21 protein-coding genes and 1 pseudogene are annotated in these 21,023 nt (G+C 45.0%); 11 read left to right on the forward strand and 11 right to left on the reverse strand.

Translation table 11 applies throughout. From position 1 onward, the window contains the following. Positions 1 to 62: 62 nt before the first annotated feature. On the reverse strand, positions 63 to 1,292 hold the full coding sequence (gene ystJ / locus H525_RS0101845; RefSeq protein WP_027414791.1) for an NADP-dependent malic enzyme: 1,230 nt from the start codon (positions 1,290 to 1,292) through the stop codon (positions 63 to 65). A gap of 122 nt (positions 1,293 to 1,414) precedes the next feature. After that, a complete protein-coding gene (locus H525_RS0101850; RefSeq protein ID WP_027414792.1) occupies positions 1,415 to 4,867 on the reverse strand; it encodes a DNA polymerase III subunit alpha in 3,453 nt (1,150 codons plus the stop codon). A gap of 143 nt (positions 4,868 to 5,010) precedes the next feature. On the opposite strand from H525_RS0101850, the gene H525_RS0101855 reads away from it, so the two are divergent. From H525_RS0101855 to H525_RS0101865, 3 genes are all read left to right on the forward strand, one after another. After that, complete coding sequence (locus H525_RS0101855; RefSeq protein ID WP_155837066.1) at positions 5,011 to 5,352, forward strand: YtrH family sporulation protein; 342 nt, start codon at positions 5,011 to 5,013, stop codon at positions 5,350 to 5,352. Continuing rightward, on the forward strand, positions 5,353 to 5,838 hold the full coding sequence (locus H525_RS0101860; RefSeq protein WP_027414794.1) for a sporulation membrane protein YtrI: 486 nt from the start codon (positions 5,353 to 5,355) through the stop codon (positions 5,836 to 5,838). Between the two features lie 103 nt (positions 5,839 to 5,941). Beyond that, entirely contained in the window at positions 5,942 to 6,133 is a 192-nt protein-coding gene (locus H525_RS0101865) for a YtzJ family protein (protein WP_027414795.1), read from the forward strand. A gap of 227 nt (positions 6,134 to 6,360) precedes the next feature. Here H525_RS0101865 and H525_RS0101870 read toward each other — a convergent pair whose 3' ends face one another. From H525_RS0101870 to H525_RS0101890, 4 genes are all read right to left on the reverse strand, one after another. Then, the gene (locus H525_RS0101870) at positions 6,361 to 7,671 is read right to left on the reverse strand and encodes a DRTGG domain-containing protein (protein WP_027414796.1); all 1,311 of its coding nucleotides are present in this window, start codon (positions 7,669 to 7,671) and stop codon (positions 6,361 to 6,363) included. Positions 7,672 to 7,782: 111 nt separating this feature from the next. Further along, positions 7,783 to 8,058 (reverse strand): hypothetical protein, encoded by a 276-nt coding sequence (locus H525_RS22450; RefSeq protein ID WP_035099615.1) that lies wholly within the window; start codon positions 8,056 to 8,058, stop codon positions 7,783 to 7,785. 57 nt (positions 8,059 to 8,115) lie between these two features. Further along, complete coding sequence (gene trmB / locus H525_RS0101880) at positions 8,116 to 8,784, reverse strand: tRNA (guanosine(46)-N7)-methyltransferase TrmB (RefSeq protein ID WP_027414797.1); 669 nt, start codon at positions 8,782 to 8,784, stop codon at positions 8,116 to 8,118. Between the two features lie 543 nt (positions 8,785 to 9,327). Beyond that, complete coding sequence (locus H525_RS0101890; protein WP_027414798.1) at positions 9,328 to 10,017, reverse strand: metal-dependent hydrolase; 690 nt, start codon at positions 10,015 to 10,017, stop codon at positions 9,328 to 9,330. 151 nt (positions 10,018 to 10,168) lie between these two features. Here H525_RS0101890 and H525_RS0101895 point away from each other — a divergent pair, with 151 nt between their 5' ends. From H525_RS0101895 to H525_RS22455, 5 genes are read left to right on the forward strand one after another with little or no spacing between them, the layout of a single operon-like run. Further along, positions 10,169 to 11,317 (forward strand): YheC/YheD family endospore coat-associated protein, encoded by a 1,149-nt coding sequence (locus H525_RS0101895; RefSeq protein WP_027414799.1) that lies wholly within the window; start codon positions 10,169 to 10,171, stop codon positions 11,315 to 11,317. Continuing rightward, positions 11,317 to 12,405 (forward strand): YheC/YheD family endospore coat-associated protein, encoded by a 1,089-nt coding sequence (locus tag H525_RS0101900; RefSeq protein WP_027414800.1) that lies wholly within the window; start codon positions 11,317 to 11,319, stop codon positions 12,403 to 12,405. The genes H525_RS0101895 and H525_RS0101900 overlap by 1 nt, the downstream gene beginning before the upstream one ends. After that, on the forward strand, positions 12,405 to 13,727 hold the full coding sequence (locus H525_RS0101905; RefSeq protein WP_035099617.1) for a YheC/YheD family endospore coat-associated protein: 1,323 nt from the start codon (positions 12,405 to 12,407) through the stop codon (positions 13,725 to 13,727). Before H525_RS0101900 ends, H525_RS0101905 begins: the two co-directional genes overlap by 1 nt. Next, positions 13,714 to 14,169, forward strand: a complete 456-nt coding sequence (locus H525_RS0101910) for a GNAT family N-acetyltransferase (RefSeq protein WP_027414836.1) — start codon at positions 13,714 to 13,716, stop codon at positions 14,167 to 14,169. The genes H525_RS0101905 and H525_RS0101910 overlap by 14 nt, the downstream gene beginning before the upstream one ends. Then, positions 14,156 to 15,265, forward strand: a complete 1,110-nt coding sequence (locus H525_RS22455) for a YheC/YheD family endospore coat-associated protein (protein ID WP_081413179.1) — start codon at positions 14,156 to 14,158, stop codon at positions 15,263 to 15,265. Before H525_RS0101910 ends, H525_RS22455 begins: the two co-directional genes overlap by 14 nt. Here the strand turns inward: H525_RS22455 and H525_RS0101920 are convergent. The 4 genes from H525_RS0101920 to H525_RS0101935 form a co-directional block, all read right to left on the reverse strand. Then, entirely contained in the window at positions 15,262 to 15,906 is a 645-nt protein-coding gene (locus tag H525_RS0101920) for a hypothetical protein (RefSeq protein ID WP_027414802.1), read from the reverse strand. The genes H525_RS22455 and H525_RS0101920 overlap by 4 nt on opposite strands. Positions 15,907 to 15,918: 12 nt before the next feature. Continuing rightward, a complete protein-coding gene (locus H525_RS22460; protein ID WP_051330726.1) occupies positions 15,919 to 17,064 on the reverse strand; it encodes a DNA polymerase IV in 1,146 nt (381 codons plus the stop codon). A gap of 97 nt (positions 17,065 to 17,161) precedes the next feature. Next, positions 17,162 to 17,803, reverse strand: coding sequence for an SdpI family protein (locus H525_RS0101930; RefSeq protein WP_027414803.1), 642 nt, complete (start codon positions 17,801 to 17,803; stop codon positions 17,162 to 17,164). Next, complete coding sequence (locus H525_RS0101935; RefSeq protein ID WP_027414804.1) at positions 17,800 to 18,078, reverse strand: autorepressor SdpR family transcription factor; 279 nt, start codon at positions 18,076 to 18,078, stop codon at positions 17,800 to 17,802. Before H525_RS0101935 ends, H525_RS0101930 begins: the two co-directional genes overlap by 4 nt. Before the next feature lie 298 nt (positions 18,079 to 18,376). Between H525_RS0101935 and H525_RS22465 the strand changes: the two genes are divergently transcribed. Then, complete coding sequence (locus tag H525_RS22465) at positions 18,377 to 19,273, forward strand: phosphatase PAP2 family protein (protein WP_051330727.1); 897 nt, start codon at positions 18,377 to 18,379, stop codon at positions 19,271 to 19,273. Between the two features lie 105 nt (positions 19,274 to 19,378). On the opposite strand, the gene H525_RS0101945 is transcribed toward H525_RS22465, so the two are convergent. Continuing rightward, positions 19,379 to 20,113, reverse strand: a complete 735-nt coding sequence (locus tag H525_RS0101945) for a YwiC-like family protein (protein WP_027414805.1) — start codon at positions 20,111 to 20,113, stop codon at positions 19,379 to 19,381. Positions 20,114 to 20,330: 217 nt separating this feature from the next. On the opposite strand from H525_RS0101945, the gene H525_RS0101950 reads away from it, so the two are divergent. Together H525_RS0101950 and H525_RS28375 are read left to right on the forward strand one after the other, a co-directional pair. Beyond that, positions 20,331 to 20,810 carry a GAF domain-containing protein gene (locus H525_RS0101950; RefSeq protein WP_027414806.1) on the forward strand — a complete coding sequence of 160 codons (480 nt, stop codon included), beginning with the start codon at positions 20,331 to 20,333 and terminating at the stop codon, positions 20,808 to 20,810. Between the two features lie 80 nt (positions 20,811 to 20,890). Continuing rightward, positions 20,891 to 21,022, forward strand: a pseudogene (locus H525_RS28375) (AAA family ATPase); the annotation flags it as partial. Position 21,023: the final 1 nt, after the last annotated feature.

Below are 21,023 nucleotides of genomic sequence, written 5' to 3' on the forward strand. Positions count from 1 at the left end.
CCAGCTAATTCCAAGCCGCAAGCATTGCCACTAGCCTTAGCTGCGTTTATCGCAATTTCCTGTTAAACACGCAAACCGTCAAGTACGGTTTGCCGGAGTGTGTCGGGATGTATTTTTTTTCTCGCAACACCCGTTTTTATTGCAGCTTCAGCAACGGCACCGGCCACGTTGGGTGCTACTCTCCGGTCAAAAGGAGAAGGGATAATATAGTCCGGAGAAATTTCATCTTCGCTGATGAGTTCCGCAATAGCATGAACGGCCGCCAATTTCATCTCTTCATTGATTTCAGTAGCCATAACGGCCAGTGCTCCGCGAAAAATACCAGGAAACGCGAGAACGTTATTCACCTGATTAGGAAAATCGGAACGTCCGGTTCCAATGACAGCGGCCCCGGCTTCTTTGGCATCTTTCGGCATAATCTCCGGATCGGGATTTGCCATAGCAAAAATAATAGGATTTTCATTCATAGTCCCGATCATTTCCGCAGTGAGAGCCCCTGCTGCCGAAACCCCGATAAAAACATCTGCTCCCTTTACTACCTCAGGCAGTGTGCCTTCTGTATTATTTCGATTAGTGATCTTTGCAATGGCATCTTTGGTTGAATTCATTCCATGGGAGCGCCCTTCATAAATCGCGCCCTTCGTGTCACACATGATGACATCTTTCACACCCATGCGAAGTAAAAGTTTACAAATCGCAATTCCAGCCGCTCCTGCTCCGTTTGCGACAACAGAAATATCCCGCATATTTTTCCCGACAATTTTTAAAGCATTCAGCAAACCCGCCACCGTTACAATGGCCGTGCCATGCTGGTCATCATGAAACACCGGTATGGTAAGTTCTTTTTTTAGCCGTTCTTCGATTTCAAAACAATTCGGGGCTGCAATATCTTCGAGGTTAATTCCACCGAATGTAGGCTCCAGGTACTTAACCGTTTGAATAATTTCTTCCGGGTTCTGTGTGTTCAAGCAAATAGGGAAAGCATCAACACCGGCAAAAGACTTAAAAAGAATCGCCTTGCCTTCCATAACAGGAAGAGCGCCTTGAGGGCCGATATTACCAAGGCCAAGCACTGCCGAACCATCAGAAACAATGGCTACCATATTTCCTTTAGAAGTATAGTCATACACTTTTTCCGGAGATTCAAAAATGTCTTTGCATGGCTCTGCAACGCCGGGCGAATAAGCAAGGCTTAAATCCTTCGCTGTACTTACCGGCACCTTTGAATGCACGCTAATTTTTCCTTGGTGATCCTGGTGTAGTTTTATCGCCTCTTCCCGCAATCTTGACACACATACCACTCCTTTTTCTATGTCCCATTAAGTAACTTCTTCAGTGGTCTGACCACTTATTTATTGTTCCATTATACCAAATTCTCTTATTCTGTAAACGGAGACAAGGTAGAAAAAGCGCCTTACAGCAACTTTTCTACCTTGTTTTTAACAATTATCCGGCCCGCACCTACAATTTTCTCAATATTTTTTATTAATTCCTCTGTTGGGTGAATCGCATACTCTTTCGATAGCTGTACCGGCTGCTTTTTAGCGGCATAATAGAGCACAACGGGACTTGTTCCCTTGTTTTTTACAAGGACATTTTTCAGGCGCGTCAACCGGTCCGTATCCTCCTCCACATTTTTTTCTACTTTAATGTACACCACCTGGGATAAAGCGGCTGCGGGTGGACGAGCGCACTCGCTTTCTTTGGCATCTGTTATATGATTGGCGATAAATTTGATTCCTCCTTCCGTGTGCCCCTGTTTGTCAATCTTTCCTTCCATTACGAGTACGCGGTCTTTTTTCAGGAGATGGGCGTATTTTTCATACACCCGCGGAAAAATGACTACTTCAACCTGGGCATGCTTATCTTCTAACGTTAAAAAAGCCATGGAATCGCCCTTTTTTGTTGTAATTCGTTTACACTGCACGACCATCCCGGCAATCGACACGCTTTCGTTTTCTTTTTCGCCCAGACGGTGAACGGGAGTCAACGACGGATGATCGAAAAGCTTATCAAACTCTTCCAGAGGATGTCCTGATAGGTATAACCCGAGAAATTCCTTTTCCTGTTCGAGCATTTCCTTTGGCGAAAATGCTTTGGTTGCAAGCGGCAGTTCAGGACGCTCGATTTTATTTGCGTCAGCACGGAAGAGAACCATTTGGCTCGCTTCTCTCTCCTTACGCAGGCGGCTGCTCCATTCAATCACCTCTTCCAGTGCCTCCAGAAGAGCAGCCCGATGTCCAGGCAGCGAATCCATCGCACCGCACAAAATGAGAGCTTCCAACACCCTCCTGTTGCATATGCGGGGATCTGTGCGAAGGCAAACATCGTGCAGGTCGACAAACGCTCCCTGTTTTCGCTCATCGATAAGATGCCTTATCGCCTGAACACCAACGTTTTTAACCGCCGCCAGCCCAACGCGCAGCGCACCGTTGTCAATCGTAAACACCATGTCGCTGTGATTGATATCCGGTGGGAGTACCAGAATGGATTTGCGCTTGCATTCCTCAATATATTCCGCCACCTTCGCGGTGTTTCCCATGACCATTGTTAAAAGGGCAGCCATAAAAGGAAGCGGGTAATTTGCTTTTAAATACGCCGTCTGATACGCGATAAGCGCATAGGCGGCACTATGGCTGCGGTTAAATCCATAATCGGCGAAACGCACGATCCAATCATACAGTTGATTGGCCAGGCCGCTATCATGTCCCTGTGCGAGACAGCCAGCAACAAATCGTTCCCTTTGCTCCTGCAGTAATTCTTTTTTCTTCTTCGAAACGGCCCGCCGCAGAATATCCGCCTCCCCAAGGGTAAAACCGGCAACGCTTGACGCGATTTGCATAATTTGTTCCTGATAAAGAATAAAACCGTACGTATCCTGAAGGATAGGCTTCAACGCCGGATGCAAATAGGTTACTTCATGCTTCCCGTGCTTGGCTGCCGCGAAATCAGGGATAAATTCCATCGGACCCGGACGGAAAAGCGCAAGTACGGCGACAATGTCTTCAAAAACAGAGGGCCTGACTTCGCGCAGCACCCGCCGCATCCCCCCGGACTCCAACTGGAATACTCCAGCTGTATCCGCTTCGGCAAGCAACCGGTAGGACGCTTCGTCATCAAGCGGAATCCGAGCCAAGTCCGGAGCCTGTCCCTCATGTTCCCGGATAAAGGAAACCGCATTTTCCAAAAGTGTTAAATTCCGCAGACCGAGAAAATCCATTTTTAACAGGCCGATTTCTTCTAACTGCTCCATCGCGTATTGGGTAAGCGCATGGCCTTCATGCCCTTCCTGAAGCGGCACATACTCTGTAAGAGGCTCCCGGGATATCACCACACCCGCGGCATGCGTCGACGCGTGGCGGGGCATTCCTTCTACCGCCTGAGCCAGCATAAACAACCTATGGGTCTGAGAGTTCTCTTCCATCGCCTGCTTGAGCTGTGCATTTCTCTGCAGCGCCTTGTCAAGCGTCATGCCAGGTTCAGCCGGAATCAGTTTGGCAATCCGGTCTACTGTACCCGGTGCCATATTGAGTACACGGCCCACATCGCGAATCGCCGCACGCGCCGCCATCGTTCCGAACGTAATAATCTGGGCCACCCGATCCGGACCGTACTTCTCCACTACATACCGGATAACCTCGTCCCGCCTGTCATAGCTGAAGTCTACATCAATATCAGGCATGCTGACCCGCTCCGGATTAAGAAACCGCTCGAACAGCAGCTTGTATTTTACCGGATCAATATTTGTAATTCGCAATGTATACGCCACAAGGCTGCCTGCTGCCGAACCCCGCCCGGGCCCTACCGCGATCCCGTTCTCCCGGGCATAACGAATAAAATCCCATACAATTAGAAAATAATCGGAAAATCCCATTTGCTTAATAACGCTGAGCTCATAATCCAGCCTTTCCCGGGTACTTTCCGGCACATCCCCTCCATAACGTTCCAGCAGTCCTTCATAACACAGCTTCTTTAAATACGCATCGGCTGTCGTCCCCTCATGAATCGGGAACTGCGGCAGAATATGCCTTCCAAGGGGGATTTGTACATCGCATCGGTTACCAATACGTTCCGTGTTTTCGATTGCTTCCGGAAGAAACACAAACCGGTCGCTCATTTCAGCCGCAGACTTCAGGTAGTATTCATCTGTTTCAATTTTCAGGGTTCTGGCTTCATCCAGCGTTTTTCCCTGCCCGATGCACTGAAGTACCTGATATATAGTATAGTCTTCTCTGTCGATGTAACGGACACTGTTTGTCGCCACCAGAGGAAGATCCATCTCTCTCCCGAGGGCAACGGTGCGCGTATTTAACTGCTTCTGTTCTGCCAAGTTATGCTCCTGAAGCTCCAGAAAAAAGCAATCCTTTCCGTATACTTCCTGGTAAAACCGAGCAGCTTGCTTCGCTTCTTCTATCCTATCGTGAAGCAGCAAATAGCCGATTTCGCCATCGCCGGCCCCGCTGAGCGCGATGAGTCCGTCCGAATACCTCCGTAAAATTTCCTTCGTAACACGCGGCTTATAATGCAGGCCTTCCAGATGAGCAATAGAAGTGAGCCGCAGGAGGTTTCGGTACCCCTCCAAATTTTCCGCCAGCAAAACAAGCTGGTAGACCGGCTCTTCATGAGCCGGCAGACGGTCGCTGAGAGAAACGTTCGTTACATATACTTCCATGCCCAGAATCGGCCGAATTCCTTCGTCCAAACATGCTTTGTAAAAAGGGATCGCCCCGTACATCACCGCCCGATCCGTCAGGGCCAGCGCGGTCATCCCGAGTTCCTTGGCCTTTTTTATGAGCAGTTCGATGCGAACTGCGCTGTCAAGCAGGCTGTATTCACTATGTACACGAAGATGAGCAAACGTAGCCATCCTCCGCCCTCCTCGCTTTCTTCATTATCCTTCTTTATATTATACGATATAAATCAATATAGAAACATATGTTTGCGTTTCATATTTCCCCAGCCTGTTCCATACATATGAAGCATATGAACCGTATAGAAAAGAGGGAATTTATGGGTTATCTAGCAATTATAAAGCTAATTAGCGATGTTACAACCAACTTTTTCGTTGCATTTGGCATTGTCCTTGGCGGGTCGGTGCTCGGCGGGTTTGCGGCGTTTCTCATCCATAAACCGCCGCTTAATACGATGTTAAATTTATCGACTCATTTAAAAATATGGGGGCTTGTGGGGGCGCTTGGAGGAACGTTTGATTCCTTTATGCAGATTGAACGCGTTTTTGAAGAAGGGAATATCTCCCCTATTATTAAGCAAATTATATGGATTATCAGCGCGTTTGTCGGGGCTCATACGAGTACATTGCTGATTAAATGGTTCGTGCAGGGGGAAACGTAAATGCGTGTTCCATCCGGCCGTTATCTCCGCCGGTATATGCGTTTTTTAATGGTTTTTATTTTTGGGATGATTACCGGAATGTCTGTATTTCTCCTGCTGTTGGGGGGACAATTGGACGCTTTGCATTTAAAAATAAGGGAATTGGAAAAACACAATGTCTTGTATGTTGAACAAATCGCCACCCTGAAAAAGAACGAAAAAAATATGATTCTAAAACAAAAAAGGATGGTAAAGGAAATCAAAGTCCATATCACCACTTCGAACCGCTTCGTGGCTGCGGAATTGGAAAAACAAATTTCACGGGATCTTGTTTTTTTAAAAGGGAAACCGCTTGAGTATGTGGAAGGATTTCACGAAGCCCTGTCTCTTATGTTAGCAGAGCGTAAATATCACGCCGAACAAGTTGTGTATACGGCATCTCTGAAAACGCTTATTATCTCCCCTACCCTTCAGGTGTATATTACTGTCAAACCGGATAAAATATAAAACGTGTCAATAAACGTAACATAATCGACATGCATACACTCGCCAGATTTATTAAAATTGTGTAAACTATATGTATACCGATAATGCAAGGAGGCGATTTTACATGATTATTAACAGAAGAGAAATTGCCCGCAACAAAGTTGAAAAATTGAAAACAGGTTTTTCCGCCTTTTCTGAGTCCCTGGAAGTTACCGACCTTATGAAAAAGTATATAAAAGAGCAAAACTTGCACGTTTATGTGGACGAGACGCCCCTCGGTTCCTGGTTTATCCCGGAAAAACAAGAACGCAACTAATGTAAAAGGCACCTCGAAAGGTGTCTTTTTTTTTTCTTTAACGAATGAATAGGAAGGAAGGGGTCATACGGTGACTTATTTACTGTCAACGTTAACAATTGCGGCCGGGCAGGTCCCCCTTTTTTTCAACACACGGACAGTCTTCGCTTCCATGCAAGGGAAGACCTTTGCAAAAAATAAGAACGGTTCATTCCATTGCCCCACCAACACTTAGGTTTTACGTATGATTATCTTTCAATGATTTGAGCAGTCATCATGGCTTTGCCTACTAGATTCCCCTGGTGATACACTTCGACCTCAACCTTTCCGAATTTACGGCTAACTTCCATTACCTTTGGCCGGATTTCAATGACACTTTCAATCTGCACGGGCTTTAAAAAGTATACGGTAATGTTTTCCGGAACCATATCTCCTTTCTTGTGCTGCCGGAGCGCCCGGCTTCCGGATTCTGACACAAGCGTAGTGAGCACCCCGGATGAGATGTTCCCGAGGTGATTTGTCATCTGAGGTGTAACTTCACCCCTGAAATAAATACCGTTCTCACCTTTTTCTTCCTGGAATCGGTTCATAATCAAATTCGCAAACGTTTCACCCATCTGCGGCTGCTTCTGCACATACTGAAGCGCTTTAAGTACGTCCTGTCTCGTAATGATACCGAGCATTCTCCGGTGGTTGTCGACTACAGGCAGCAGCTCAATGCCTTCCCAGACCATCATATGGGCAGCCGATGCCACCGACACGCGTGCCATAACCGTAATCGGATTTTTTGTCATAATTTTTTCAATCGGGGTCGTATAATCGTGTCCCATGACATCTTTTGTCGTCACCACGCCAAGCACTTTCATCGTTTCATCCACGACAGGAAAACGGCTGTGTCCAACTGATTCCGTCAATTGATGCCATTCACGTACCGTATTATTAATCGTTAAGTAGAAAGACTCGCCGCTTGGAATTAAAATATCTTCCACCATCATAATCTCTTTTTTTATCAAGCGGTCATAAATCGCACGGTTGATCAAAGTTGCTACCGTGAACGTATCGTAACTGCTTGATATAATCGGCATCTGCAATTCATCGGCAAGTTTTTTGATTTCTTCGCTTGTATCGAATCCACCGGTTATAAGAACAGCCGCACCATGCTGTAAAGAAAGCTTGTGCGCCTGGTAGCGGTTCCCTACTATAAGCAGACTGCCCGCATCCACATACCGCATCATCGCTTCTAATTTCATTGCGCCGATTACAAATTTATTTAATGTCTTGTGCAGACCTTCCCTGCCGCCAAGCACGTGACCATCTACAATATTTACAACCTCTGCAAACGTAAGCCGTTCGATGTTTTGTTTTTGCTTTTTTTCAATCCGAACCGTTCCAACGCGTTCAATGGTAGACACCATTCCCTGGGTTTCCGCTTCCTTAATGGCACGGTAAGCTGTTCCTTCGCTTACTTCCAGGTCTTTTGCGATCTGTCTGACAGAAATTTTACTTCCTACTTCAAGTTCCTCAATATGCCGTAAAATTTGCTCATGTTTAGTTGCCATCTTCTCACCTTTTACTTTCCCTATACTGTATCACTCTGTATTAGTGTATATTATAACTAATACATATAACACAAGCAAATAAAAAACTTGGCTAAATTCAGCCAAGTTTCTTTAAAAGCGGGTTCTCGAACCCTGCACCGCCTTAACTGTTGCCTTCTCTTGTGTTTCCTGTGACATCGATTTGCCGAGCATAATCGTATCGGTCCCGGCCTTGTTAAGCAGTTGATAAATAATGGCCGCGATCCCAAGCAGGGCAAAGCCCAGCCAGACGGCGCTAAAAGCAATAGCGAGGGGATTTTGAGCAAGAAGTGGCAAGCGCGGCAATCCGTAAAGAACTAGCAAAAGCGTTAAGATTAAATAGCTGCTGTACCGGAAGGTTGTATTCATTTCCATCACCTCATCCACAGTATATGCAGGTGTGGACAAGGAAAGTATCAAAACCGACTATTTTTTAAAAGCCTCGCCCCACTGAGCGGGATGACGTGCTACACAGCGGTAAATTTTCATTCCCTTCTCAACGAATTTCGCTTCGTATTCTGTCATGACATTCCCTTCCGCATACTCGCTCTCATGCAGGTTAAACGTAATCTGGTCGAGCAAAAAGCGTTCTTTCGCAAACTGATTCAGACTGTATTCAAACAGAGATTCATTATCTGTTTTTAACTGAACCTCGCCTGCGGGGTTGAGGATCTGCTCGTATTTAACGAGAAATCCACTATCCGTTAACCGCCTTTTGGCATGCCTCTTTTTTGGCCACGGGTCGCTAAAATTCAAATAAAATCGCGCTACTTCGCCCGTATCAAAAAAATTTTCAAGGTTATTAATATTAATCCACAGGAACGCCATATTTGTAAGGCCTTGCTGCTTCGCTTTTTTCACGGCTGAAATCAACACTTCCTCACGAAGCTCAACACCTATGTAATTAATATCCGGATTTTGTTTTGCCAGGGTAGTAATAAACCGCCCTTTCCCGGTTCCCAATTCTACATAAAGAGGGTGATCATTACCAAAAAAAGCGGACCATTTTCCTTTATGCGTTTCCCCGTTTAAAGGAACGAGTGAAGGAAACTCCGCCATCGTTTCCCGGACACCTGGTTTTTTTCGCAAACGCATTGATTTTGTATCTCCTTACTGCACAAAATTTTTACACTGTTATCTATCTTACGTGGTAGGCGTGGGAATGTCCAGACTGACGGCGGAGAGAGATGCATCGAATCCGTTGTATTTTTGCGAGGTTTTCCCTTGGAAATTACATTTTTAACTTCAGCATTTGATCTTGTAAACTGCTGGGCCACCATCATAATGAGTCCGGCCTTCCGATATTTTTTGTTCCCCCTCTTCACTCAGCTTCTCCTGAATCTATTGGGTTGACCGGAACGTAAATACTAAGTCGGTTGCAATGGAAATGGACCGATTTTTATTTTTACTTTTTTCCCGCTGCTTAGTGTTTTAAAAAAAAGGGAGACGTCTTTCTGCACGATTGTCTCCATCATTGAGCTACCTGGAAAGCCTAACAGTCTAAGAGGCCGGAACAAAAAAAAGAGAGCCGCCACCGGCAGCTCCATCCAAGATATATATTTTAAAGGGGGTTTTTCATCGTAGTTATAAGATACCCCTTTTATGTTACAGGTGCATTACAAAACTATTATAAATATATTATATTTGGAATTTTTCACCTGGCTCCATTATTTTTCCCCGGAGCTGCTGGGCTTCCAAATTTTTAATAAAGGCGTGGGCATCCTGTTTAATGGGCTGGAATGTATTATAGTGAATAGGAACGGTCACACTTGCATTAATCCACTCCGCCGCCAAAAGAGCATCCTCGGGTCCCATTGTAAAATTGTCCCCAATAGGAAGGAATGCGACATTAATTTTATGGCGGTCCCCGATCAATTTTAAATCGCCGAACAAACCGGTGTCACCGGTATGATAAACTGTTTTGCCACCCATCGTAACAAGAAAGCCGGCCGGCATCCCCATGTAAATAATTTCTTTCTTTTCTTCATCCACGAATCCTGAACTATGGAACGCCTGAGTCATTTTCACGCGGCCAAAGTCAAAATCATAGGCTCCTCCCAGGTTCATGCCGTGTGCCTCAATTCCTTGCCATGCCATGTATGTCGCCAGTTCATGAATAGCAATTATGGTAGCGTTATTGCGCTTTGCAATGGTTACGGCATCTGCGATATGGTCGGAATGGGCATGTGTTAACAGAACATACTGTGCTTCAATTTCTTCCGGTTTAGCGGTGGCAAGTGAATTTCCTGTAAAGAACGGATCGATAATAATAGATTTCCCCTTGTGCGAAAGCTGAACACAAGAATGACCGTGGTATAAAATTTCCATTCTTACACCCTCCTTTTGGTTAACAGTTCATTTGCTTACTCACTTCTATTTTACCAATCCCTTGCGTGATGAACAATTCTCCTGCAACTCACCAACCCAGCCCGAGCTTCATACGATGAAGTAATGAAAACCTCCAGGAAGGGGAACCGAAATGGCAGATAGTGCGCGACCGGTCCTCGGTGTCCTTGTCTCCGGGCTGTCCCTGAAAGGCGAAGGGCCATTTGGCATCATTACTTCTTTCTGCAGAGAAGTAGTGCAGGCGGCCAATGCAAGGGAGGGAACGGCATTTATATTCACACTCGACCAAATACCTGCCGATGATGATACGGTCACAGGATGGACGTATGAAAATGACGAGTGGAAGACGTATACGTACGCTCTGCCTGTATGTGTGTATAACCGAATCGGTTCGCGAAAAACAGAGCAGAAAAAATCCACACACAAAAAAATTGAATGGTTGAAAGACAAGGGCATCTATTTTTTTAATGAGAAGTTTTTAGATAAATGGCAAATCCATCGGACTCTCCAATACACCGAGATTTCTTCCATGTGTCCTGAAACCAAGCTTTATAAAGAAACATCTTATTTAAAACAATTTTTAGAAAAACACTTATTTATTTACCTAAAACCAATTCATGGAAGCCTGGGCAGAGGAATTATCAGGCTCCTTCGCACCGGCCAAACCTATACATGCCAGTACACAACCGGCAAGGGAGCTATTACGTATCACTATAGTTCATTTGATAAAATGGCCCGGATGCTGCAGAAAAAAATTGGGATGCGTTCTTATATTATGCAGCAAGGGCTTCATTTAATTAAACATCAGGATGCATTGATAGATTTTCGGGCCCTTGTACAAAAAAATCACAACGGCGTATGGAGTATCACTTCTATTGTCGGACGCAGCGGTCCGCAGAAAAGCATCGTCTCTAACGTGGCACGCGGGGGAAGACTCATGGGCCTCACCGAGAGCCTCGCTCTCAGCGACGCCACCAACGTTCCACGCGAAACACTTAAAGAAAATATCAGACAAATCGCTTTACAAGTTGCCCGCACATTTGAACAGTTTGCACCGGGCCATTATGCTGAACTGGGCATTGATCTCGGCATCGACTGTTATGGGAAAGTATGGCTCATCGAAATCAATTCGAAACCTTCCAAGGGTGATACCTCACTGGCCAGCATTCATTCAGGACCGCGTCGTTCTGTTATTCGTCTGGTCGATTATTCATTATATCGCAGCGGTATCAGGCGTTCTCGCTCAAGTAATTCGCGATCAAGTAAAAGGAGGTCAAGTTGATGAAAAAAACGGTTGAATACCTTGGCATTCTTGCAACACCGCTTAAAACAAACCCGCCATTTCCTGAAAAACCCTTTTACGCCTACTTATCTCAAGCAGGAAAAAAAATAGGGATTTCCGTGTATGTTTTTCTCCCCAATCAGGTAGATTATGATACGCAGACAGTCACAGGTTACCAGTATATCAATAAACAATGGAAAAAAGGAAAATTTCCATTCCCCAACTTCGTGTATGACCGCTGCTCAAATAGAAAAGTATATGGAAAATACATTAAAAAGATTAAAACCATTCCCTCCATTACTTTTCTAGGTCACGTGCTGCCGGGAAAATGGGAAAACCACCAAAAAATTATACAGCATGAAGATCTCGTTCCTTATATTCCAAATACAGAGCTGATTACGTCCATGAGAGTCGTCAATAAATGGCTGGATGAATATGAAGCAGTCATTATTAAGCCCGTACAAAATTCTTTGGGCATAGGTGTAATGAAATTATCATCCGGAGAAACGCATTCCGCCGAAGGAAGAGATTTAAAAAACAGGATTTTTCACAGATCGTTTCCCAGCCGGGGGGCTCTCTTGCGGTGGCTTCGTGAAACATTAAAGGGTAAATTTTTGATTCAACCTTATTTGGAGCTTTCCACCCCGGAAGGGATTCCGTTTGACATCCGTGTGCTCGTACAAAAAGACGCATCCGGACGCTGGACAGAGACAGCCCGCGCGGTACGGGCCGGCGTTTCAGGCGGTTTGACTTCAAATTTATGCGGGGGAGGGAAAGCTTATTCCGCGCGTCCATTTTTAGAGCAGTATTTCACGCAGGAACAATTAGAAATCATTGAAGAGGACATCGATTTGCTGGTTAACGAAATCCCTCCCTTTATCGAAAGCAAACATGGCCGGCTGGTTGAACTCGGGATCGATATCGGCGTCGACAAAAATGGCCAGGTATGGTTGATCGAAATTAACTCAAAGCCGGGGCGGAGGTCCTTTCGCCTTATCGATAACGGGACCTATTTTAAAAATGCAAGGTTAAATCCCTTAAAATATACTTACTATTTAACAAAGCGGCATTCGGGCAGGGAAGATTGATGCCGCAGAGCATAACAAACGGGTGGATTTCGATCCATCCACTCAACCGAACCTGGTATCTTTATCTTCCAAAGTCGGCCGATGCTTCATTTTGCACCGATCAGCGTGTCACGATACAAATGAACTCGTGGAAGAAAACGCTCTTCATTCGTCGAAAGCGTCCACCGTCCACGTATATCACTACGAAAGTCCGGATTCGCAAAAAAAACACAGGTATTGATGTGGGTCCTTTTCTCGGAATTCTGACGGTAGCCGGGCGGGGAAGTTTTCGCGGTGTTGAAAGCAATTTTAAAGAAATTATTGAAACCGGGCAAAAGATAGGGGCTTTCACGTTTGTGATCCCCGTTGAAAACATTGACTGGGACTCATTGAATGCAAAAGGTTACGTATACGACCATCACCGGGGGAGATGGATTAAAGAGCTGCTGCCTCTTCCCCACGTCATCTATAACCGTATTCCAAACCGCGTGTTAGAGCAGCTGCCGCACGTAACAAAAGCGCTGCAAAAACTTTCGAATATGAAACAACTCAAGCTTTATAATCCGCATTTTTTTAATAAGCATGAGCTTTTTACGATATTACAAACAAAAAAAGAAATCTCCCAATATCTCCCGGAAACCATACCGTTAAAATCAGAAGACGTACTCACCAACTTATTATGTCGCCACTCTTTTATTTATTTAAAACCTTATAACGGGATGGCGGGAAAAGGGATTTATCGTCTCGAGAAAACCGGTGAAGTATTGGTGCTGCAATATCAAAAAAAAGAACAGACCATAAAAAAAGAGTTTCACTCCTGTAAGGAAGTATGGAACTACCTGCAAAAAAATAACTGTACGGACTATCTTGCCCAGCAGGGAATCAATCTTGCCACCTACGACGGTAAGCTGTTTGATGTCCGGCTGCTGCTGCAAAAAAACGGGTGGGGCAGATGGGGCACTACGGGCATGGGCATTCGTCTGGCAGGCGAAGGAAAAATCACAACCCATGTACCGCGCGGTGGTTCTGTGGAATCCCCCTATGATATCTTTCCTTTGGCTTTTCCGGACGGGTGCGTCGATAACATCACAAAAAATATCCGGCAGGCAGCTCTGCAAATCGCGCACGTTCTCGAAAAAGAATGGCCCGCACTCGGAGAAGTATCGATGGATATCGGCGTTGATAAATCTCAGCGAATCTGGTTTATTGAAGCAAATGCGAAACCGGGTAAATTCGACGAACCTCACATTCGGAGACTTTCTCTGAAACGAACTATTCAATATGCCCAGTATCAGGCAAAATTCACGAGAAAACCAGGAGGAAACCGTGATGGAAATTCATAGAATTCAAGCCGACTTGCCCCGCGTCCGGAAATGGTTGGTTCGTTTCGTTTCCGAAAACGGCGATAAGCGAATTACCCGGCGGGCACTCCACTGGCTTGAAGCCTTATCTATTGAGCAATTGAAACAAAACGGAAATGTAATTCTTGGGGCGGTCGACGATGGGAAGCTGGTAGGATTTCTTGCCGTCGGTAACTATGGAAGAAGTGAATCTTTTATTACGGTAGCACACAACGCCCGTCATAAAGGAGTGGGAAAGCTTCTTGTACAGGAAGCCATTCATCAATTGGGTAAGCTGTACGCACGCGTAGCAGCAGATAATATCCCCAGCCTCAAAACGTGTTTTTCATGCGGCATGGTTGGATTTTCCTGTACGTACGGCCCAACAGGAAAACCTACGTTATGGCTGGCAGCGGGCGATTGGAGGACAGATGATGTCCAGTAAACAGCCCATTATCGGAGTATTAACCCATCGCCGAAACCGGTTTATAGCAGGAAAAAAATACCTGTCCGCACTGGCAGTCGAAGCGAAAAAGCATGGCTGCCATCTTATTGTCTACTCCCCTCCTGACATCGACGAAAAAAAAGGGGTTGTATCCGGATTTATGTATAATTCTGCTGCAATGGAATGGAAACCGTTGACGACACATCTGCCTGATGTTGTCTATGATCGGTTCAGTTATATGGAACGGGCAGCATTTCGCCGGTATGTCGCCTACCGGAAAAAAAGCCGGCTGAGGTATTTAAACAATCGGTTTGCCCACAAATGGAACGCTCATAAAATTCTAAGCCAGAGCCCCGCGCTGCAGCCCTATTTGCCTGAAACCACCCTTATGCAGCAGGGAGCACTAGCCTCTATGCTTGACAAATATACAACGGTATACGCGAAGCCGGTAAACGGTTCAGGAGGAAAAAAAATTTTACGGATGGAGCGCATAAATAACACGATCCGTCTAAGGGGAAGAGATTCCCGGGGAAACGTGGTAAGACAGACGTATGATTGTATAGAGCAGGCAGAAAAGGCAGCAGCGGAGTGGTGTCGTGACGGAAGGTATATTCTGCAGCAAGGCCTTACTCTGACGTTATTGCCCGGTATGATTTGCGATACCCGTGTTCTCATCCAGAAGAACGGAGACGGACAATGGCAAATCACAGGAATGATCGGGAAGAAATCCCCCCTTTCGCGCGTAACCTCTAACTTAAGCGGCGGCGGAAAAGCCGTTTCACTTAAAAAATTACTCGCACGCTTTTCTGCAGAAAAACAGCAAAAACTTATGAAAGAGATGAAAAGAGTAAGCTTTATCCTTGCTAATTTTATTGAGAGGCGATTTGGTCAATTTATCGAGTTTGGCCTTGACTTTGGGATTGATACGGCAGGAAACGCATGGCTAATCGAAGTGAACACAAAGCCGAACCGGGAACTCTTCAGGGTAGCCGGTGACATTCGTACCTATCGGGAGTCAATTTCCTGCCCTGTCAGGTATGCGATTCATACGCTGCGAAAAGCGAAAGCATCATGCGGGAAAGAAGGCTGCGATTAACCATCCACCTGCTTAAGATAGCCAATGATATCGAGCACATTCCCGCCAAGAGAAATTCCCTTTCCCTGTAAAACTTCTTTATGCTTGCGGTGAAAGGTTTCCGCTTCCTCCCTTATGCGGCGCCGCCAGTCGTCCAGCAGCACTCTCTCTTCTTCTGTCAGCGCCTTCTCGATTGAGCAGCACATAAACGAACGGCAGATGCTGGTTTTGAAGGCAGGGGGCAGCCCGCATCCGTTCTCCTCTTCAAAAAACTGGCACATCGTATAGCCCAGCCGTTCATCGACCGCCAGATAGGCTGTAGAGACCGATTTTTTCAAGGACTCATGTCGCTCATACGGCGTTTCTGTCTGGCCGGGTTGTTTCTTGTAAAACAGCGGGTGAATGTTCCCGCCTGCAATAATCTCGTAATCGTACACTGTATTTTTAGGGTTTGGATAAATGCTGTGAAGAAAAAACTCCTCTTCCCCTGATGAAACCATTTTATAGATTTCAAAAAGCGTAAAAACCGGCTCATATGCACAGCACCCAATTTGCGGCAACTCCGGCGTCCGCGGCTGAAAATGCGGTTCCGGGCATTTACGGCACATCGAAGATAAGATCTGCAGATTTGTTTCGTCCCAATCGATTCGATTCTCTTTCATTGTCTACCCTCTTTATATTTTTCTTCCTTCGAGTTCACTTTTCGCTTCCTTCAAAAAGGAGAATAAATCGAGCTGGATTTTAACATCTTCATCATCCTGTAATTTCTGAGCTGAAATCCCGAGTAAGCGGACGGGGGCCCCCGACCAGTTCTTCTCCAATAACGTGTCCGCGTATAACAGAATGTCTTCCGATGCCCGTACCGGTTTTTCCGTCATGGCTGACCGGGTAATCGTCTGCCAATCCGCGTAGCGTATCGTAAGCTGTATGTTTAAAGCCATGACATGCCTTTTACGTAAACGCTCAGAAAGAGACCCGGCTAGCTGGCCCAGCACATGGCGAAGCGCCTTTCCGTCATCCACATCATACGACAGGGTAGTTGAGTGGCCGATGGATTTACGCTGTTCATGGGCATGCGGGTTAACGGGGGACTCATCCTCTCCATTGACCCGCCGCTTTAACCGCTCGCCTTTGACTCCAAAATTCATCCGTAAAAAGTCGATCTCCGCATGGGCCAGATCGCCAATCGTATGAATGTTTAACTCTTTTAGCCGTTCCTCTGTTTTTTTACCGACTCCATATGCCTTCCCGACCGGCAGCGGCCACAGAACCCCGGGCAAGTCCCGTTTTCTAAGAATGGTGTAAGCGTTTGGCTTCTTCATATCCGAGGCCATTTTGGCCAGCCATTTATTCGGTGCGATTCCAACCGAACTGGGCAGCGAAAGTTCGCGGTATATCCTTTTTTGAATGCCCAGGGCAATCTCTACGGGTGTCCCCTGCTGATAACAATCCGTAATATCAAGGTACGCTTCATCGATGCTTGCCTGCTCCACCCGGTCCGTAACATCGTGTAAAATGGAAATCATCCTTCTGGAATAGTCACGGTACAAGTCAAAATCAGGGTGAATGATAATGATTTCCGGGCACAGCCTGCGCGCCTGCCAGATGGTCATTCCCGTTTTAACGCCTTTCGCCCGGCATTCATAACTGGCTGTGACAAGAATGCCCCGCCTCTCCTGCTCACGGCCCCCGACGGCAATTGGTTTACCCCTGTATTTTTCCGGTTCATGGGCTGCGTGCACCGAACAATAGAAGGCGTTCATATCAATATGGAGAATCACCCGACCGTTTGCCGGGTACATACTTTTACTTTCCGCCAACGCACCCACTCCCACACATGATGTCAAACCGCTTCCGGTCCGTTTATTTTTCTTTATTATAGCACATGTGTTCGCGTTTCAAGCAGATTTGTTCACATTATTTATTGGCTGTCTCCTTTTTAAAATAGTAATACGAAAGAACATTCGGTACGGCAACAATCAGAATAATCACTGCAATAAAGACCGGAAATCGATACGAAAGCGGCAGAAAAGCGCTCGCTGCCAGGATAACTCCTCCTGCAAAGAAAACGCGGGCACTCAACCGGTGCGTTTTGCGCCACACCTGTTCACTGGATATCGTCCAGGGAGTGCGGATGCCCACAAAGTACGTTTGTTTAAAGCGCGGCATCATATTCCCCAACGCGATAAACAGAATTCCCACCATAAAGGGTACAGCAAAAGAAATATCTATCTTGAACCCCATTCCATTTACAAGCGTGATTCCATGCAGAATCAACAAAAAGGTTAGTATAAAATTTATAATAAGGTCGTAGCTTTTTCCGAATTTTTCATAGTTTGCCCGGTTCGGATCGAGCCTCGGCATGTATCGCATACCAGCATAGAGGGCAATCATAAGTACCGGGATAATCAGAATGCCAAATAGCTTCGAAGAATAGGAATCAGGGGTTCCGGTCCACCCCCAGTGGGTGGCAATTCGTTCAGGCAGGTACGGATAGCTTGCCAGACTTATCAAAAGTCCTAAGATTATTGTTAAAACAGGGAATGCATTCTTTTTCATTTTTTTCGCTCCTCTTCCTCATAAAATTGTAACGACCATTTTATTAAATCCTGAAAAACCGTTGTGTTAAGAGAATAATAAATATGCTGTCCAGCCCGCTCATCACGAACTAATTCAGCCTGCTTCAGAAGATTTAAGTGATGAGAAATACTCGGCTTGGTCATCTGAAACTGATCGGCAATTTCGCCGGCTGTCAAATCTTTATCTTTAAGCAAATCAAGTATTTTTCTCCTGGTTGGGTCGGCTAAAGCTTTAAATGTTTGATTAAGCTTCATAACGTTTACTTCCCCCTTTCATTTTGATATTTAGATAATTATCTAAATTCAGCGTATACGTGTCTGGATAGCATTGATTTTTATCTATAGTAAACCGCAATTTTAATGTGGTGTCAATAATGAAAACTTGAACGTAAAAACGTATCGAATCCATGCATAAAAAAGGGGAAACATGCAACGATATAGGTACATCAGCGCTCATATAAACTACCATTAAAAATTATTTTCGTTATATTTTATTTAGGTTAAGATTCTGTTAAAATGAATTGAATTGATTTTATGAGTAAGAGGTGTCCTGATGTTCAGACGCATAATGCTGGCCATATTAATGATCATCACTGCAATTCTTGTCTGGAATATAGCACATGTTGAAGGATGGGTCATTGCCAACTGGTTATTTCTCGGATTCCTTCTCCTGGATGTGAAGATGGACCAGAAAAACCATACCTGGACCTATTTCTTACCCAGAGGCGTCGTACTGCTTGGTGTGCTATTTTTTCTTTACCATTACGCACCTTATATATGGTACAAACTTGCTGGATGGGAAATGAAGAATGTAAAACATATCTTTAACTGGAACCAGTTGTTTAGAAGCATTCCCTTTAATGATGGGGCTATTTTCCGCATATACCGCCCGGAATGGTTTACCCAATTTTTGCGCTGGGTTTACGGGTACGGCTTCTCGCTTGCACTCTGGATTTCGGTTATTCGGAGTTTTATGGCCAAAGACGGCCCGAAAATGCTGCGGTATGTACTGTCCGCTCACGCTTTTCAACTGCCGATTATTGTCCCATTTTACACGACAGTTATGCTGCAGGAAGTGTGGTTCGTACTTGGCGATCCGGATGGGATGAACCGCCATTTTACTCACCAGCAGGCCCTACTCTGGGTGCAAAATTGTTTCCCGAGTATGCATACGTCTGTATCATTTGCTATATTGCTGATATCACTGCGGGAAAAAGGAAAGATCTTCAAATATACAATGGCAACTTATTGCGGGCTCGTTATTTTCTCCACGCTCTATCTTGAAATCCACTGGGTCATTGATGTGTTAGGTGGATTGGTTCTTGGTTATTCTACCGTAAAAATTGTCGATGTACTTTATGCTAAAGTTGCAGCTAGAATTGCTTCCAATCAATCTCTCGAACTGTCCGTTCCATCGATTTCGCCTGTGGAGCGCAACCCTCAACCGTAATGATGTAATAATAAAAACATAAACCCACTGTGGTATCGAAACGATAACCAGAGTGGGTTTTTTAGTCTCTTTTTTCCTTATGACATTGCGGGAATTAAGGAATTTTCACAATATCATACGGATATGCATTCCGATAAAGAGCACAATCACAAAGAAAATCGAGTTGGCAATTTCAATGATGCCAACTGTTTTAGGTGTAAGCGGCTTTCCGTAGCATATTACCGCGCGAATCAGGCTGGGAATGAACGCAACCGCAATAATTGTAGCGCCAAGAATGCCAACGATAAACGGCACACCCAGATGATATCCCCAGGAAAACCACTTGAACGTTGCGTTTTTCTTCTCTCTGAGTAGCGTTTTCACGTAAAATACGCTGCCTGTAAAAAACAATACACAGAGAATCCACACAAGGATCGCCGTTTTATCTATCGTGCCGGTTGCCGCATAATAACTTGCAGGGCCGCCTAAAGACAGCTCGGCCACCGCGCAAAAATCATTGAGAAAAGCCCGTTCGTTTTTTTGCTTAGCATAATAAAAATTCACAAAAAACAGCGGTAGAACGATAATTCCAAACCACATAAGATTCGGAGAGTCATAAACAGGAAGGATAAGAAATGCTGCACCCAGTATACCGTAAATGAATATCCATTTGATATATTCGGCAGCCCTCCTTCTGTTTTTTACGGCAAGCAGCAGTGGATAAGAGGCCAGGTAGAGAAAGAAACAGCCAAGGAATAACGGAATATGAATCCATTTGGCACCGCCTGCTGCCATGCCGACGAGAAAAGGCACAGTTAACATAGCCCAAGCACCGTGCTGCTTGGGAATGATTGGTTTCATTTTACATCACCTCAGATTGATTCTCCATACGTTCAGTGTAAATCATTTTTTTGTTTTTAGGTGTGACATACTTCATACTTTTGATCCCTTGTCACAATTTCCTCGCTCTGTTGTTCATTTGGAAAATGGGATAAACAATCTGAACTACTTCTCTAAACTACTTCTCTTATATTACAATGTAAATAAACTTAATTCGTTATAAAGAAGGGAATGCATTATGTTTAAGGTAGAGAACTATGATGGAGCGCGCGAAAAAAACTATGAATTAGTCCTAAAACAGCTTAAGGCTTTGATAGAAGATAAGACAAACCGTGTGGCCAATTTATCAAATGCCTCTGCCCTACTCAATCAATTTTTAGATAACATTAACTGGGTTGGTTTTTATTTATGCGAAGGTGAGGAACTCGTTCTGGGGCCTTTTCAAGGTTTGCCTGCCTGCGTGCGGATTCCTTTCGGTAAAGGTGTATGCGGAACAGCAGCTGTTGAGCAAAAAACAGTTCGGGTGGAGGACGTGAATCAATTTGCCGGTCATATCGCCTGTGACGCTGCTTCCCAATCCGAAATCGTTGTACCTCTAGTTAAAAATAACGAGCTGATTGGCGTACTCGACATTGACAGCCCTATTACGAATCGATTTACGGAGGCGGAAGAACAATTCTTACGTAACTTTGCAGATGTGCTCATTCAACATTTATAAAGAAAAAAATGGGATTTGTGAAAAACCATATGGTACTGGTAAATTTACTGTTTTAGAAGCTATTGCAGATTTATGTGTAAGCTGCCTTATCACCATCACGGCAACTTTCTTTTTTGCGTCTTCTTCACGATTTGTCGAAATTCAGAAAGTCTCAATTTATTATTGCTACCCATTCTCCTATTATACTCGGATACCCAAACGCTGAGATTTTGA

It is taken from the genome of Aneurinibacillus terranovensis DSM 18919 (assembly GCF_000430625.1).
Lineage (GTDB): Bacteria > Bacillota > Bacilli > Aneurinibacillales > Aneurinibacillaceae > Aneurinibacillus_B > Aneurinibacillus_B terranovensis.

Bases quoted from the DNA above. Each gene is read 5' to 3' on its own strand.
- H525_RS0101850 (WP_027414792.1), bottom strand. From the start codon at position 4,867: ATGGCTACGTTTGCTCATCTTCGTGTACATAGTGAATACAGCCTGCTT.
- H525_RS0101855 (WP_155837066.1), top strand. From the start codon at position 5,011: ATGGGTTATCTAGCAATTATAAAGCTAATTAGCGATGTTACAACCAAC.
- H525_RS0101860 (WP_027414794.1), top strand. From the start codon at position 5,353: ATGCGTGTTCCATCCGGCCGTTATCTCCGCCGGTATATGCGTTTTTTA.
- H525_RS0101865 (WP_027414795.1), top strand. From the start codon at position 5,942: ATGATTATTAACAGAAGAGAAATTGCCCGCAACAAAGTTGAAAAATTG.
- H525_RS0101870 (WP_027414796.1), bottom strand. From the start codon at position 7,671: ATGGCAACTAAACATGAGCAAATTTTACGGCATATTGAGGAACTTGAA.
- H525_RS22450 (WP_035099615.1), bottom strand. From the start codon at position 8,058: ATGAATACAACCTTCCGGTACAGCAGCTATTTAATCTTAACGCTTTTG.
- trmB (WP_027414797.1), bottom strand. From the start codon at position 8,784: ATGCGTTTGCGAAAAAAACCAGGTGTCCGGGAAACGATGGCGGAGTTT.
- H525_RS0101890 (WP_027414798.1), bottom strand. From the start codon at position 10,017: ATGGAAATTTTATACCACGGTCATTCTTGTGTTCAGCTTTCGCACAAG.
- H525_RS0101895 (WP_027414799.1), top strand. From the start codon at position 10,169: ATGGCAGATAGTGCGCGACCGGTCCTCGGTGTCCTTGTCTCCGGGCTG.
- H525_RS0101900 (WP_027414800.1), top strand. From the start codon at position 11,317: ATGAAAAAAACGGTTGAATACCTTGGCATTCTTGCAACACCGCTTAAA.
- H525_RS0101905 (WP_035099617.1), top strand. From the start codon at position 12,405: ATGCCGCAGAGCATAACAAACGGGTGGATTTCGATCCATCCACTCAAC.
- H525_RS0101910 (WP_027414836.1), top strand. From the start codon at position 13,714: ATGGAAATTCATAGAATTCAAGCCGACTTGCCCCGCGTCCGGAAATGG.
- H525_RS22455 (WP_081413179.1), top strand. From the start codon at position 14,156: ATGATGTCCAGTAAACAGCCCATTATCGGAGTATTAACCCATCGCCGA.
- H525_RS0101920 (WP_027414802.1), bottom strand. From the start codon at position 15,906: ATGAAAGAGAATCGAATCGATTGGGACGAAACAAATCTGCAGATCTTA.
- H525_RS0101930 (WP_027414803.1), bottom strand. From the start codon at position 17,803: ATGAAAAAGAATGCATTCCCTGTTTTAACAATAATCTTAGGACTTTTG.
- H525_RS0101935 (WP_027414804.1), bottom strand. From the start codon at position 18,078: ATGAAGCTTAATCAAACATTTAAAGCTTTAGCCGACCCAACCAGGAGA.
- H525_RS22465 (WP_051330727.1), top strand. From the start codon at position 18,377: ATGTTCAGACGCATAATGCTGGCCATATTAATGATCATCACTGCAATT.
- H525_RS0101945 (WP_027414805.1), bottom strand. From the start codon at position 20,113: ATGAAACCAATCATTCCCAAGCAGCACGGTGCTTGGGCTATGTTAACT.
- H525_RS0101950 (WP_027414806.1), top strand. From the start codon at position 20,331: ATGTTTAAGGTAGAGAACTATGATGGAGCGCGCGAAAAAAACTATGAA.